The following is a 15,103-nucleotide window of genomic DNA, read 5'->3' on the forward strand; positions in this document are numbered from 1 at the left end:
CGACTTTTTCTCCACAGATATTTTTTCAATCAGGTGCATCCAGATAATCCTCCCGCGGGTAGTAAAGGTAGTAGCCATAGCTGCTGAACTGACCACTTTCTGGAGAGACTTGCATGAACGCGAAACGATTCCTGTGCACTGTTAGTACTACGCTTGCAGCTACCTGCCTGTTGGTCACTGTGCCAGCTGCCTATGCGCAAACAGACCTGCCCGACACCATCAGGGTCCCGGACGGTCATAAGATCGCGCTGGAGACCGTGGGGACGGGCGAAATCACGTATGAGTGTCGCGACAAGGCTAACGCCATTGGCCAGACTGAGTGGACTTTCGTCGGCCCCAAAGCGGTACTCAATGATCGCAACGGCATACAGGTTGGCACTTACTTCGGACCGCCTGCTACCTGGCAAGCTAAGGACGGCTCTAAAATCACAGGGACACAACTGGCAGTGGCCCCCTCGGGTACCGGCGACCTCCCTTATCAATTGGTCAAGGCCAACCCTGCTGAAGGTAAAGGCGCGATGAACGGTGTCAGTTACATCCAGCGGGTGGCCATTAAGGGAGGCGTAGCGCCCATGACCGAATGCTCCGCCGCAAACAGAGGCAAACGGGAGGTAGTGAAATATCAGGCTGACTATATTTTTTGGGCAGCCAATTAAGCCAACGATCCAGACCAGGTTGTCGGCGCACAAGTCGTCTACTCTGTTTCGATGCAACCCCAGCCCTATGGCTGGGGTATTTACCACCTGCTGATGGCTGAAAACCTTGTCCTTGCCTGAGCCCTTTTTTGACTATGAAGCCTGCCTGATTGCTTGCGCCCGAGGCGAGCAGCAGGCACTGCGGGACTTGTATGAGCAGGAAAGTGCTCGTCTTTTGGGTGTTGCCAAGCGCATCGCTCGTGATAACGCCCTGGCCGAAGACATCGTGCACGATGTCTTTATCAAGATTTGGACCCGTGCCGCCAGTTTCGATCCGGCGAGAGGCTCTGCCCGTGGTTGGATTTTCTGCGTAACGCGGCATATGGCGCTCAACTTCATGCGTGATAGCGCCAGGGAGGTACAAGTCAGTGAGCAACGGGAAACAGCACTGCAAGATTCAGCGTCCATGGAGGCATCGCTGGAGGATGTGGATGCCTTCGATTATCGAGCCCGTTCAGGGCGTATTTATGTGTGCCTCGAGCAACTGGAGCCGGCACGTCGCAACTGCATCCTTCATGCGTATGTCGACGGCTATTCGCACTCAGAAATTTCACAGAAACTGGGCGCACCGCTAGGGACCGTCAAAGCCTGGATCAAACGCAGTCTGGTGGCATTGCGCGAGTGCATGAGATGACCATGAGCCCACAGGATGAAAGCCCCGACAACATTGAAGAGCTGGCGAGTGAGTATGTGTTAGGCACGTTGTCGGCAGAGCGTCGTAGCGAAGTACAAAAGCGTCTCGCTCATGACGCCGATTTGCGAGCGGTTGTGGATGCGTGGGAACAACGTTTGCTTGCGTTGACCGAACTGGCTGAACCGCAAACACCTACTGCATTACTCTGGGGGCGTATCGAGCGCAGCTTGAACGGCATTGACCGACGAGCACCACGAGTGACGGCCAGCGCGCAGCGAATCTCATGGTGGAACCTTCTGCCGCTATGGCGTGGGCTGGCGGGGACAGGTCTGGCCGCAGCGTTGTTGCTCGGAACAATGCTGCTGACACAAACAGCGCCGGTGAATCCGACCACCTACCTGGTCGTTCTGGTGGCTCCCCAGAATCAGGCGCCCGGCTGGGTGATACAGGCCAGCAGCCCAAGAGAAATCCAACTGATACCATTAGGGGTCGCGCAAGTCCCAATCGACAAAGCACTTGAGTTCTGGACCAAGGGTGACGGCTGGCAAGGTCCGGTATCCCTTGGACTGGTCAAACCTGGACAAACGCTTTCTGTACCCCTGGATAGATTGCCACCGCTGGAACCCAACCAACTTTTTGAGTTGACGCTGGAAAACCCCAATGGATCGCCGACTGGCAAACCCACAGGACCGATTCAGTTCATAGGACGGGCCGTTAAAGTGATCTGAGCGAGCGCTGTGGATGAAAAGGCCGCTGTGCAGACGGCGAATGTGTGCTTGAGAGGACTGAAGAAAGCACACCGATAACCAAGTTCCCAAGATGCTGCTTGCTGCGTATCAGCGCATTAATGTTCGCTACGACAAGTCAAATTAATCGATAAGGCGTTTCAAGTTCTGATCAATTCCCGCACGGACGATAAAAGCTCTCCCCTATACCCTTGAATGGCTCCCCTAAACCATTCACTCAAAAGCAATGACATTTTTCTCAATGGATACGGCAACGATACGGCGCAAAATTTTAGCGCGCCCTCTTGCATACCGCCCAAGAAAGAAGAGGAAGCAGGTCAGGCATCGCCCTCAAAACACCTCCAATTCAAGAATGATCTGAACTGTCTCATCTCAGTTGACAGTTAAACGCATTTCACCTGCTTTTTCCCCACCCTCCAGATCCTTAATCTGAGCCCATGTTGAACGACAACATTCACTCACTTCAAAAGGACTTCATCATGAGCAACGCTACCTACAACCGCTTGAACAAAGACGACGCAGTAGTGCTGTTGGTCGATCACCAGACCGGCCTGATTTCTCTGGTTCAGGACTTTTCACCCAACGAGTTCAAGAACAACGTGCTGGCCCTGGCAGACGTAGCCAGTTTTTTCGAGCTGCCGACCATTCTCACCACCAGCTTCGAGCAAGGCCCAAATGGTCCATTGGTGCCGGAGCTGAAAGAGATGTTTCCTGACGCGCCTTATATCGCCCGCCCAGGCCAAATCAACGCGTGGGATAACGAAGATTTCGTCAAGGCAATCAAGGCCACCGGTCGCAAGCAGTTGATCATTGCCGGTGTGGTCACTGACGTCTGTGTAGCCTTTCCGACCTTGTCGGCACTGGCAGAGGGTTTTGACGTGTTCGTAGTAACCGACTCTTCCGGTACGTTCAACACTACTGTGCAACAGGCAGCCTGGAACCGTATGACACAGGCGGGTGCGCAAATGATGAACTGGTTCTCGGTGGCTTGTGAGCTACAGCGCGACTGGCGCAACGACATCGAAGGCCTGGGTAATCTCTTGTCCCAGCGCATTCCAAACTATCGCAACTTGATGAACAGCTACTCGGCGTTGACTGCACGCTAATCGTAATTCCGGTTTGCAACCCAAGGCCCGCTTTTGCGGGCTTTAGGCATGGTTTCATGTGGACTCGCTTCATTTCGCTTAATGAAATGGGCCCCTCAACGGGCCCTTTCGACGAGTTCGCCGGTGTTCGGGCTTTAACAGCCCTCTCCTTAACCGCCGAGAGTCAACAGTTCACAGCCAGAATGAAAACCGAATAACTCTCCGGGAGCTTCCACTAGCAACGACCGCATAATCTGAGTCGAACACTCCAGCGCTTGAAACTGCTCCACCACCGTACCGAAACCAATGCTGTCTTCATGCTGGGTGTGTGGCCAATCGCTGCCCCAAACCAAACGGCGCACACCGAAACCCTGCAACAGTAGTGGTAAGGCAATCCGAGCAAATTTCAGGTTCTGTTGATCCGTTCCTTCCAATCGATAGATGCCGGAAACTTTCATCCATACCTGCCCGCTTACCCCCAGTTCTAGCATCTCGCGAAAGCCTGGTTGATCAACACTCAAACGGGCATCCGGACGACCGAAGTGATCGATCACGAGTTTGATGCCAAATGGCATCAGCTGACGGATCAATTTCGGTAAATCCTCCACGTGGCGGTGTAACTCCACATGCCAATCCAGTTCAGCGATGTGGCCAAAGAAGTCCTTCCAAGCAGCGTCGCGAAAGTCAGGCAAGACTTTCCCCATAAGGTTCAAGCGAACGCCCACCACACCAATCCGAGCCATGTCGTTCAATGCATCGCGACTGATGTCACGATCCAGCACCACGACCCCTCTTAACGCCTCCGGCGCCTGGCGCAACGCGTCTAGCAGGTAGCTGTTGTCGGTACCCAGAAAACTTGGCTGCACCAACACACCATGACTCAGACCATGGGCTCGCAAATGCGCCAGGTAGTTCTTGAGCGTGGCGTCGTAGCCAGGGGTATAACGCCGCACGGCGGCCAGGTTCAGCTCACGATTGAACACGTGAGCATGGGAATCGATGCCGGTGATCGGCGTATTACAGGTATCAGGCATGGCTTTCATCATTCGAAGGTAAGGGTCATCAGGCCCGCGCACTCTCGTTACCGTTGACCGTGGATTGCACCAAAGTATTCGAGGCTTCGAGGGCACGACCACGGGTTTCCGGTAGACAAAGCGCCGCGATCACCGCTACACCATAGGCAATTCCTGCGTCGATACCGATCGCAGACCCCAAGGACATGGAGTCGCTCATGTGACCGACCAGGAATGGGAAGACCGCGGAGAGCACCCGGCCAAAGTTGTAGCAGAAACCCACACCGGCGCCGCGCACGTCAGCGGGGTACAGTTCGTTGAACAATGCCCCGAGGCTGGCTGGAATGCCTGCCGCGAAGAATCCGAGCGGGAATCCCAGGAACAGCATCTGGGTATTGGTCAGTGGCAGGAACACATAGCACTGCACAGTGACGACACAGCACAACGCAAACAGCACGATGTTTTTACGACGGCCAATGCGGTCGATCAAAAATCCACTGACCACACACCCGCACCAGAAGGCGAAGATGATCACCGCCAGGTAACCACCAGAGTTCAACACCGAAAGGTTACGCTCAGTCTTGAGGAACGTCGGCAGCCAGGTCATCACCGCGTGGTAACCACCGTGCGCGCCCAAGCCCAACAGGCCACCGAATAGTGTCACGCGGATCAGTTCGGGACGGAAAATACCTGCCAGGGATTTGAAGAAACTTTGCGGGATGGCTTTTTCTTTTTGCAGACGTTGGAAACTGTCAGGCTCCTCAACATTGCGCCGTACCCAGATAATCAGGAACGACGGCAGCAAGCCAACGATAAACATCACACGCCAGGCCATATCCTGCGGCACGAACGAGTAAATCAACGCAAATACACCGACCGCCAGCCCCCAACCCACAGCCCAGGCGCTCTGCACTGTGCCCATCACCTTGCCACGAAATTTAGGGTTGATGGTCTCGGCCATCAGTACTGCGCCGGCGGCCCATTCTCCACCAATACCGAAGCCTTGCAGTGCCTTGACGACCAGCAACTGATGGAATCCGGTGACGAACGCGGAAAGAAAAGTGAAGAAAGAGAACCACAAAATCATCCACTGCAGCGTGCGCACACGGCCGTAACGGTCGGACAATGTCCCCCCTACCCAACCGCCGATGGCTGATGTCACCAGCGTAACTCCGCTGATCAGCCCCGCATCGCCCTTGGTCAGTGCGAAAGCGGCGATCAGCGCTGGAATCGCCAGGCCGAACATTTGTACTTCCAATGCGTCGAGCGACCATCCGCCGAAGCAGGCCCAAAACGTTTTGCGCTCCCGAGGAGTGACTTGGCGATACCAGCTAAACATGATTCTTATCCTTATAAGTAGAACGTAAGGCAGCCGAGAGCGAACCGCACCGCTACAGGGCCAGTTTTGGCAAACAATCAGGAAACCAGCGACGACCTGGGCGTCGCTGAACAATTCGCTACACGGGCAGGCGCTAGCGAATATCCACGCTGTAGCGGAAGTGCTCTGCGTGCCCGCGAGAACGGCGCCACTCCAGTGGCGTACCGGCGTAATCCCGGGCCAGACGCTCAATCACCACCACCGGACTGTTTACGGGTACTTGCAGCAATCGAGCATGCAGGTCATTCACTGATTCAGCGGTCAGCGTTTCTTCGGCCGATGCGACAACCTGTCCGCACACCTCTTCGTAAATCGGATAAAGCAGCGGCCCTTTGCGACTCAGGTCGATCTCCAGAAGCGGCTGAAAGCGGTTGCGGGGCAACCAGATTTCTTCAGCGAGCACTGGCTTAACATCGAGCAGACGCACACGGACAATACGAATTACCGGCGCATCGACCGGCAATCCTAGCGCTTGCGCTACGGCCGAGGGTGCGGCAACTGGCTCGATCGAGAGGATGCGGCTCTCCGGTACCTGGCGCTCACCGGAAGCAGTTTGGAAACGAAAGAAGCGGAACAAAGAGGATTGAAACTGCGGTCGGCGAATGAAAGTCCCTCGCCCCTGCTGACGCTCCAGAATGCCCTCACTGACCAACGCATCAATTGCTTTTCGCACCGTGCCGGTAGACAGCTGGTACTCCGCTGAAAGCACAGCCTCGGTAGGAATCGCCTCACCAGGACGCCAGCGATTGTTGGCGATCTGCTCAGCCAATTGGTCACGCAGGCGTTGGTAGAGCGGCAGGCGAGTATCACTGGGGAGAGAACTCATGGACTTTATTCACCTTGTTATATAGTCATCTATATGAATTTTGCGTCGAGTATTTCCCCAGACGACTCGGCTGTCAAGAAGGGTCGAGTCGTCTTGCAGACGAATGGCTGCCATGTCTGAAGGCTAGTCAAAGCCATGCAAGCTATGAACCTCTCAAGCTGTTTGGCGGCGAGCATGTCTGAACGTAACAACACGCCGCGCAAAATCGCCAAATCGCCCGTTTCAATCACTGGGCTAGGTACAGTGATGCCGATGTGGGCGAAAAACGCATCCATTGCCCTGCTAGTCCGAGGCACGATGCACGATGCACGATGCACTCACCATACTCAGTCAGACGCATACCATCGACGTGTCGCTCAAACAGCGAAATACCGAGCCGTTTCTCTAAAGAATGGATGGAGAGCGTCACAACAGGCTGACCACGAAAAAGGACAGCGGATGCCTTGGAAACACTCTGTATTCGACGACACGAAGGAACGCCCGAATCTGCATGAGATTCGGTAGTTCAAGACTGTGCATGTGCATCTACCGAATTTTCGAGGAAGCAGATGCACAACATGCAGAACCCATCGCGATAAGTAAAACGTATACCCACTACCGCCGAACGCATTATTCAACTCCCTCCTCAAATGCGAACGTGGGCTCTATCAAACAACCGCAAAAGGAGCCCTCCAATGATCGAAAAAACAAAAACCGCACTGGTTGTCAGCGCCCACTCTGCCGACTTCGTTTGGCGCGCTGGTGGCGCCATAGCCCTGCATGCTCAACAAGGTCACGCTGTTCACATCGTGTGCCTTTCCTATGGAGAGAGAGGTGAGTCGGCCAAGCTCTGGCGCAAAGGCGATATGTCTGAAGACAAGGTCAAAACAGCGCGTCGCAGCGAGGCTGAAGCCGCAGCGGAGATCCTTGGCGCGAGCGTGGAGTTTTTCGATATCGGCGACTACCCGATGCGGGCCGACAAAGAAACGCTGTTTCGCTTAGCCGATGTATTTCGTCGCGTTCAACCGGAGTTTGTCCTCAGTCACTCGATCAAAGACCCCTACAACTATGATCACCCGCTAGCGATGAACCTGACGCAGGAAGCCCGCATCATCGCCCAGGCTGAAGGCTACAAACCTGGCGAGAAAATTGTGGGGGCCCCGCCTGTCTACAGTTTCGAACCCCATCAGCCTGAGCAATGTGAATGGCGCCCGGATGTACTGCTGGATATCACTGAGGTCTGGGACAAAAAATATGCCGCCATCCAGTGCATGGCAGGCCAGGAACATCTCTGGGAGTACTACACCCGTGTTGCGCTGCAACGTGGAGTGCAGGCCAAACGCAACGTGGGCATCGCCTCCACCCGCAACATCGTTTACGCAGAGGGCTACCAAAGCATCTTCCCACGGGTAACGGAGAACTTGGCATGAGCACATTGATCGGAAAAACCGGCATTGTCGTACGCAATATTCCCCGTGCTGACTCGGCGTTGATCGACGAACTGGATCGCTTTGGGGTTGCCACCGTGCATGAAGCCCAGGGGCGTAAAGGCCTGCTAGATTGCGCCATTCGCCCGATCCAGCAAAACCAGAGCATTAGCGGAACAGCGGTAACCGTGTTGGTCGCGCCTGGTGACAACTGGATGTTTCACGTAGCAGTCGAACAATGCCAACCCGACGATATTCTTGTGGTCGCGACATCGTCGCCCTGCTCCGATGGCTACTTCGGCGACTTGCTCGCCACCTCGTTAATGGCCAGGGGAGTACGCGCCCTGATCATTGACGCCGGTGTACGCGATACCCGAACACTACGCGACATGGGCTTCAAGGTATGGTCGCGGGCAGTTCATGCCCAGGGTACCGTCAAGGAAACCCTGGGCTCAGTCAATGTGCCAATCATCTGCGCTGGCCAATTGGTCGAGCCCGGAGACGTTATCGTGGCAGACGATGATGGCGTAGTCGTTGTCCGCCGAGACGAGTTACCCGAAGTGTTTGAAACCAGCCGAAAACGCGCTCGGCTCGAAGAAGAGAAACGCGTACGCCTGGCAGCGGGTGAATTGGGGCTGGATATCTACGAGATGCGTCAGAAGCTCGCTGACCGAGGCCTGAGATACCACGACAGTCTCACTGACCTGCAAGGATAACCTTCATGCACCAGACTCGTATTCCGTGTCTCTTGATGCGTGGAGGTACCTCCAAGGGTGCTTACTTCATGGCCGACGACCTGCCGCCCGAAGGCAAGCTGCGTGACCGAGTACTTTTGGCCGTCATGGGATCTCCCGATGCACGCCAGATCGACGGCATCGGTGGGGCAAACTCTCTGACCAGCAAAGTCGCAATCATCAGTCGCTCAGATCGTCCGGATGCGGATGTCGATTACCTGTTTGCCCAGGTCTCAGTCGATCAAGCTCAAGTTGATTACGGCCAGAACTGTGGAAACATCCTCGCTGGCGTCGGCCCATTTTCGATTGAGCGTGGGCTGATAAACACCGACAAATCGCAGACAAGCGTGCGGATTTTCATGGTCAATACCGGCCAGATCGCTGTAGCTAATGTACCCACGCCAGGCGGCATCATTGAGTACGCTGGTGAGACTCGAATCGACGGTGTTCCAGGCACCAGTGCCCCACTGATTGTCGAGTTTGAAAACATTGCCGGCTCCAGTTGCGGAACACTGCTACCGACTGGTCACGCCATTGATCGCATCGACGGTATCGAAGTCACGTGTATCGACAACGGGATGCCTGTTGTACTGATCAGGGCCGCTGATGTGGGTTGCACGGGTTACGAGCTCCCCGAGCAATTGGACGCCAACATCGAGCTCAAAGCGTTATTGGAATCAATCCGACTGCAAGCGGGCCCTTTGATGAATCTGGGGGATGTCCGCGAGCGCACAGTACCGAAAATGTCATTGATAGCTGCCCCTCGCAATGGTGGCGCAATTTGCAGCCGTACCTTCATTCCTCATCGCTGTCACACATCGATCGGGGTGTTCGGCGCTGTCAGTGTCGCCTCTGCTTGCCAGGTTGGGGGGACAGTTGCAAGCAACCTAGCCCAAGTGGAAACAGCTGATCGAGTGCAATTGTCTGTTGAGCATCCAACGGGAGAGTTTACGGTCGAGCTTCGTTTGATTGCCGGTCAGGTAGCCGGGTGCGGATTGGTGCGCACGGCCCGACTTCTGTTCGACGGTAACGTTCTCATCCCTGGCGATATCTGGCAAAACTCGGTGAAATCATAATGACCACAACCTTGTCTCTAATCGGTTTCGGCGAAGCAGGCGCTATTTTCGGCCAAGACCTCGCCGCGCTGGATGTAAAAATCTACGCCTATGATCGACTCCTTGAAGATCCTGCTCAACGAACTGCACTGCGTGTTCGCTCTCAACGGTGTGGCGTTCAACTATGTGAAAGTGCGGCTCAGGCGATAGCGCTTGGCGAGTGGGTAATATCAGCAGTCACGGCGGATAACGCACTCGAAGTCGCACTGAACGCGGCGCCACTGATGAGGCGTGGACAACTGTTCATCGACATCAACTCGGTCGCCCCCTCTACGAAGCGTGCAGCGGCTACGGCCATGCAGCAATACGGCATCGATTACATCGATGCGGCTGTCATGGCACCAGTCCCCCCCCAGCGCTTGAAAACCCCCATTCTTTTGGGCGGCGAACGTGCTGACCAGGTTGCCGAACGATTGGGCGAGCTAGGAATGAACGTGCGGGTAGTGGCCAACGTGATCGGCGTAGCATCAGCAATCAAGATGTGTCGAAGCATCATGATTAAAGGCCTGGAAGCGCTCACAACCGAATGCCTGAGTACTGCTCGCCAGTACCATGCCGAGGATGAGGTGCTGGCGTCGTTGCACGAAAGTTTCCCGCAAATGGGTTGGGACGACACTCTGCCTCACTACTTGATAAGTCGTGTGGCCGAACATGGTCGGCGTCGATCTGAGGAAATGAAGGAGGTGGCGAAAACTTCTCGCGACGTAGACGTTGTTCCGAACATGAGTCTTGCCATCGTCGATGCTCAAAAAGGGCTCGTCGACGCCATGCGTGACGCTGATATCGGTTACCCAAGTCTTGAGCCATTCGACTGGCCAAACCTAATCGACACGTTGTATGGCAGTCCAGTAGCCCGTGAAAGCGCTATATAGGAAAAGCGGTAACATAGCCTTTTACCAGAGTCGCGCTCATGGATCTAAAACAGCTCGAATGTTTCGTAAGGGTGGCCGAGTTCGGAAGTTTCACCAAGGCGGCGGCTGTACTGAACATTTCCCAGTCGGTTGTCAGCCGTCAAGTTAGGCAACTTGAGGTCGAACTGCAGGAGCATCTACTGCTGCGAAATGGTCGAGGGGTATTGCTTACCGCTTCCGGACAACGCTTGTTCGATCATGGCAAAGGAATCTTGCGTCAAGTGCAAGTGGCTCGTGAGGATCTCCGCGAACAACGCGATACCTTGTCGGGCAAAGTGGTCGTCGGGCTTCCTCCCAGCATTTCCCGACGACACACCGTGGCACTGGTATCGGCCTTTCGCGAACGCTTTCCCGACTGCATATTAGGGATCAAAGAGGGTCTGACTCACTCGATGCGCGAGTGGCTGCTACTCGGTCGCCTGGATTTCGCCCTACTCTTCAATCCTGGCCACAGCGCTCAATTGCAGTATGAGCACATCCATTCAGAGCCACTGATGCTCATCGGTGGCCAGCACTCGAACCTTCCCGCCCAGGTAGCGATGAAAGACTTGGGTCAATACCCTTTGATCACTCCCAGCGAACCTCACTCCATACGTCGTCTCATCGAAAGTGAAGCCTCACGTCACGAAGTGCACCTCAACGTATGTCTGGAAATCGATAGCATTCCGTCACTGCTGGAACTCATCAACCTCAACATGGGCTACGGTGTGCTTTTTCGCTCGGCTCTCGCTAATAGAGACGGGAAACTGGAGGGGCTCAAAGCTGCGCAGATCGTTGATCCATCTATCCAGACACATCTATTCATCGGCACGTTTGAGCAACGCCCCTTGTCTCGCTTGGCAGTAGAGACAATGGCTCTGGTTCGTGAAATCTGCATAGCCTAAGCAAGCGCATGCTAAATCAGCATAACTGCTAGAGCCCGCATCTGGTTGTTGTCGAGCGTAGAGACCGCCACCATCGGGGCTATCGCTTCCGCTAACAATGACCAAAGGACACGAGATGAAAACCTGCCTCGCACCTGATTCCCATCCTACAAAACCTATGCAGTCACTTCCTGTGGGTGCTTGGGATGCCCACTGCCATGTATTTGGCCCCGGGGCTGAATTTCCCTATGCCGAAGATCGCAGCTATACACCGCCCGACGCACCTTTTGAAACTTTGCGGGCGTTGCACGACCACCTGGGGTTCACTCGTGGTGTGATTGTCCAAGCCAGCTGTCATGGCAGCGACAATCGCGCGATGTTGGACGCTATCGCTCGTAGCGAAGGGCGGTATCGAGGGATAGCCATCGTGGACGGCAGTGAAACCGATAAGCAGCTTGCCGAGATGGACGCTGGAGGTGTTCGTGGGGTGCGATTCAACTTCGTTGCACATCTGGGTGGCGCGCCAGACCTGGATGTCTTTGACAGCACTGTTGATCGCCTGGCTGATCTGGGATGGCATGTAGTCCTACACCTTGATGCGCAAGACATCCTGACCTACTCGGAAAGACTCGCGCGTATCCCCGTACCTTTCATCATCGATCACATGGGGCGGGTCAAAGCTCAGGATGGCATTGAGCAGCAGTCCTTCATTGCCTTGCAGCAACTGATGGAGAATCCATTGGCGTGGGTGAAGGTATGTGGCGCGGAAAGGGTATCAGTGGGCCGTCGCCCATTCGAAGACGCGGTTCCCTTTGCAGAGAGACTGATTGAAATCGCTCCAGACCGCGTGCTGTGGGGCACTGACTGGCCGCATCCGAACATTAGCAAAGATATGCCCAACGACGGGGAGTTAGTAGATCTGATGTTCAAGTTCTGTACCGACCCTCAGTTGCGTCAAAAGCTATTGGTCGAGAACCCCATGAAGCTTTACGGACGATAACCGCAACAGCCTTCGCTGCACCTCCAAAAATAAGACTTTCAGTGAGTGACCGCCATGAATCCTAGCCCAGCAACCGCTCAGGTCGAAGTAACCGTTCCGATCAAGGTGAAGACCAAGCCGCCCTTCTATCGCGCAATGTACTTTCAAGTACTTCTAGGGATTATCGCAGGCGTCGCCGTCGGCCACTTTTGGCCCACCTTTGCCGCTGACCTTAAGCCGCTGGGTGATGCTTTCATCAAGCTAATCAAGATGATCATCGGCCCAGTAGTTTTCTGCACAGTCGTCACTGGCATCGCAGGAATGCGCGATTTGAAAAAGGTTGGTCGAGTAGGTGGCAAAGCACTGCTCTACTTCGAAGTGATTTCGACCGTTTCGCTGCTGATTGGCCTTATCGGTGGTCACCTTTTCAATCCAGGTGGTGGCTTCAATGTGGACGTCAATACCCTGGATGCATCGGCGGTCACCGGATTCGCTGAAAAAGCACAACACATGCATATGGTCGAATTCCTGATGGGAATCATCCCCTCGACATTTGTGCAGGCATTTGCCGAGGGCAACGTCCTTTGCATATTGCTGGTCTCAGTGCTTTTCGGATGCTCGTTGTCAGCTATGGGTGAAAAGGGCCGGCCGGTCTACGACATGATCGAAGGTCTCTCCGGCGTGTTCTTTCGCATCGTACACATCATTGCCAAGCTCTCCGCTGTCGGCGCATTCGGCGCCATCGCTTTCACCGTAGGTACTTACGGAGTTGGCTCACTGCTGCCACTGATGAAACTGGTAGGCAGCTTCTACGTGCTTTGCGCATTGTTTGTGATCGTCGTTTTGGGCGGTGTGGCGAGAGTCTGTGGGTTTAGTATTCTTCGCTTCATCTCCTACATCAAAGAGGAACTGTTGGTCGTTCTCGGAACCAGCTCCTCTGAAGTGGTACTGCCACAAATTATGGAAAAGATGGAGCGTCTGGGCTGCTCAAAACCCGTTGTTGGCTTGGTCATTCCTACGGGTTACTCATTCAACCTCGACGGCACTAACATCTACCTGACGATGGCGGTTCTTTTTATCGCACAAGCGCTGAACATCGACCTGTCACTTTCGCAGCAACTGACATTGGTTATCGTGGCCATGCTCACCTCCAAGGGTGCCAGCGGTGTCTCAGGTGCTGCCTTTGTCATGTTAACCAGCACCTTGATGGTGGTCCCACTTGTCCCTGTAGCAGGCATGGTGCTGATTCTGGGAATCCACCGTTTCATGGGTACCGGCCTTGCCATGACTAACCTGGTTGGCAACGGTGTCGCGGCACTGGTTGTATCAGCTTGGGAGAAGGAGCTAGATCGCGACAAACTCGCCAAGGAACTTGGTACTAAGCAGTAACCCTTCTGCCTTATCGATCACAACATCCCTAGAAAGTCTCTGTTCGGTCTACTACCGAGCAGCGACTCCCTGCGTCAGGAAAATAATAAAAATGAACCGCGCCTTATATGTAGCTGTGCTTGCATCCGTATCGTTCTACATCGACACCTCTATGGCCGACAGCTTCATCGCTGATAGTAAAATTCGTTTAGAAGCCCGAAACTTCTATTACAACGGTGATTATCGCCAGGGAGCTGGCGTATCGAAAAAAGAAGAATGGGCTCAGGGATTTTTGCTCAACTATGAATCAGGATACACACCAGGAATCATTGGCTTCGGCGCTGACGCGTTGATCTTTGCAGGCTACAAGCTGGATTCGAGTCCAGATCGCTCTGGTAGCGGCCTCCTCCCCAAACGAGCTTCCGGTGAGGCCGCTGACGAATACTCAAAAGCAGGTTATGGCGCAAAACTCAAGATATCCGAGACTTCGTTGCGCTACGGGATGTCATTGCCAAAGGTACCGGTGCTGCAATACAACAATAGCCGGCTGCTCCCCCAGACGTTTCAAGGTTGGCAGATTACCTCTACTGACGTCGACCGCCTTACCATAAACTTGGCCCAGTTCGATAAGACGATCACACCTGACTCAACCGATCTTCAGGACATCAACCTTGCGGTAAAGGACGGACGATATCGTGCAACTGGCATCGGCGACTACTACCGATATGGCGGCGGCACATACAAGCTGACACCCGAGCTGAGTGCGACGTACTTTTATGGCGAACTTGATGATGTTTACCGTCAGCAGTTCGCTGGATTGATACACAGCACGCGAATCGGAACAGGCACGTTGACTACTGATCTGCGTGCTTTCGCAAGCAGTGATGTTGGCGCAGCCAAAGCCGGAGAAGTTGATAACCGTGCATACGCTGCTTCGCTGGGCTACACCTTAGGCAATGGGCATAGCGTCTTAGCGGCCTATCAGGTTATGGAGGGCGCAACCGGCTTTCCTTACATCAATAACCCCTACCTACCGAACTACGTGCAATACCACGATTTCGCAAGTGCAGGCGAACGTAGCTGGCAGCTTCGGTACGGGTACGACTTTGCAGCCATGGGTGTTCCTGGGCTGAACTTTTTTACCGCGTACACCCATGGAGATGGATTGAAGAAAGTCGGCACTGAAAAGGAATGGGAGCGCGATGTGGATGTGAGCTATGCCTTCCAGGGAAAGCTTAAAGGCTTTTCTGTACGGTTGAGAAACGCAACCTATCGTAGTGACGACGCCAGAGATATCGACGAGACACGCTTAATAGCAACTTACCTCTTCACATCGTTTTAATAATCTGA

The 15,103-nt window shown here is 54.4% G+C and carries 15 protein-coding genes and 1 pseudogene; 12 read left to right on the forward strand and 4 right to left on the reverse strand.

Translation table 11 applies throughout. The features are described from left to right. The first annotated feature begins 113 nt into the window (after window positions 1–113). The 4 genes from NQL71_RS21875 to ycaC all read left to right on the forward strand — a co-directional run bounded on the left by NQL71_RS21875 (window position 114) and on the right by ycaC (window position 3,181). Window positions 114–656 (forward strand): DUF3455 domain-containing protein, encoded by a 543-nt coding sequence (locus NQL71_RS21875; protein WP_046815149.1) that lies wholly within the window; start codon window positions 114–116, stop codon window positions 654–656. 106 nt (window positions 657–762) lie between these two features. Beyond that, window positions 763–1,329, forward strand: a complete 567-nt coding sequence (locus NQL71_RS21880; RefSeq protein ID WP_080956957.1) for a sigma-70 family RNA polymerase sigma factor — start codon at window positions 763–765, stop codon at window positions 1,327–1,329. Then, on the forward strand, window positions 1,326–2,057 hold the full coding sequence (locus NQL71_RS21885) for an anti-sigma factor (RefSeq protein ID WP_274643275.1): 732 nt from the start codon (window positions 1,326–1,328) through the stop codon (window positions 2,055–2,057). The genes NQL71_RS21880 and NQL71_RS21885 overlap by 4 nt, the downstream gene beginning before the upstream one ends. A 497-nt stretch (window positions 2,058–2,554) precedes the next feature. Beyond that, a complete protein-coding gene (gene ycaC / locus NQL71_RS21890) occupies window positions 2,555–3,181 on the forward strand; it encodes an isochorismate family cysteine hydrolase YcaC (RefSeq protein WP_274643276.1) in 627 nt (208 codons plus the stop codon). Window positions 3,182–3,330: 149 nt separating this feature from the next. On the opposite strand, the gene NQL71_RS21895 is transcribed toward ycaC, so the two are convergent. The 4 genes and pseudogenes from NQL71_RS21895 to NQL71_RS21910 all read right to left on the reverse strand — a co-directional run. Next, complete coding sequence (locus NQL71_RS21895) at window positions 3,331–4,194, reverse strand: amidohydrolase family protein (RefSeq protein ID WP_046815421.1); 864 nt, start codon at window positions 4,192–4,194, stop codon at window positions 3,331–3,333. 28 nt (window positions 4,195–4,222) lie between these two features. Further along, window positions 4,223–5,512 carry an MFS transporter gene (locus NQL71_RS21900; RefSeq protein WP_046815147.1) on the reverse strand — a complete coding sequence of 430 codons (1,290 nt, stop codon included), beginning with the start codon at window positions 5,510–5,512 and terminating at the stop codon, window positions 4,223–4,225. A gap of 133 nt (window positions 5,513–5,645) precedes the next feature. Continuing rightward, window positions 5,646–6,377, reverse strand: coding sequence for a GntR family transcriptional regulator (locus NQL71_RS21905; RefSeq protein WP_046815146.1), 732 nt, complete (start codon window positions 6,375–6,377; stop codon window positions 5,646–5,648). A 298-nt stretch (window positions 6,378–6,675) separates the two neighbouring features. Further along, a pseudogene (locus NQL71_RS21910) lies at window positions 6,676–6,896 on the reverse strand (helix-turn-helix domain-containing protein); the annotation flags it as partial. Window positions 6,897–7,051: 155 nt separating this feature from the next. On the opposite strand from NQL71_RS21910, the gene galB reads away from it, so the two are divergent. From galB to NQL71_RS21950, 8 genes are all read left to right on the forward strand, one after another. Further along, a complete protein-coding gene (gene galB / locus NQL71_RS21915) occupies window positions 7,052–7,786 on the forward strand; it encodes a 4-oxalmesaconate hydratase (RefSeq protein ID WP_046815144.1) in 735 nt (244 codons plus the stop codon). Then, window positions 7,783–8,499: a 4-carboxy-4-hydroxy-2-oxoadipate aldolase/oxaloacetate decarboxylase gene (locus NQL71_RS21920; protein ID WP_046815143.1), complete on the forward strand. Its 717-nt coding sequence runs from the start codon at window positions 7,783–7,785 to the stop codon at window positions 8,497–8,499. Before galB ends, NQL71_RS21920 begins: the two co-directional genes overlap by 4 nt. Window positions 8,500–8,504: 5 nt before the next feature. Continuing rightward, entirely contained in the window at window positions 8,505–9,593 is a 1,089-nt protein-coding gene (locus NQL71_RS21925) for a 4-oxalomesaconate tautomerase (protein WP_046815142.1), read from the forward strand. After that, entirely contained in the window at window positions 9,593–10,504 is a 912-nt protein-coding gene (locus NQL71_RS21930) for an NAD(P)-dependent oxidoreductase (protein WP_046815141.1), read from the forward strand. Before NQL71_RS21925 ends, NQL71_RS21930 begins: the two co-directional genes overlap by 1 nt. A 38-nt stretch (window positions 10,505–10,542) precedes the next feature. Further along, the gene (locus tag NQL71_RS21935) at window positions 10,543–11,427 is read left to right on the forward strand and encodes a LysR substrate-binding domain-containing protein (RefSeq protein WP_166620251.1); all 885 of its coding nucleotides are present in this window, start codon (window positions 10,543–10,545) and stop codon (window positions 11,425–11,427) included. Window positions 11,428–11,542: 115 nt separating this feature from the next. Further along, on the forward strand, window positions 11,543–12,406 hold the full coding sequence (locus NQL71_RS21940) for an amidohydrolase family protein (protein ID WP_077182589.1): 864 nt from the start codon (window positions 11,543–11,545) through the stop codon (window positions 12,404–12,406). Between the two features lie 54 nt (window positions 12,407–12,460). Then, window positions 12,461–13,774 (forward strand): dicarboxylate/amino acid:cation symporter, encoded by a 1,314-nt coding sequence (locus NQL71_RS21945; RefSeq protein ID WP_046815138.1) that lies wholly within the window; start codon window positions 12,461–12,463, stop codon window positions 13,772–13,774. 91 nt (window positions 13,775–13,865) lie between these two features. Then, window positions 13,866–15,095, forward strand: a complete 1,230-nt coding sequence (locus tag NQL71_RS21950; protein WP_046815137.1) for an OprD family porin — start codon at window positions 13,866–13,868, stop codon at window positions 15,093–15,095. Window positions 15,096–15,103 lie beyond the last annotated feature (8 nt).

The organism is Pseudomonas serbica (genome assembly GCF_028823535.1).
In the GTDB taxonomy this organism is placed as follows: domain Bacteria; phylum Pseudomonadota; class Gammaproteobacteria; order Pseudomonadales; family Pseudomonadaceae; genus Aquipseudomonas; species Aquipseudomonas serbica.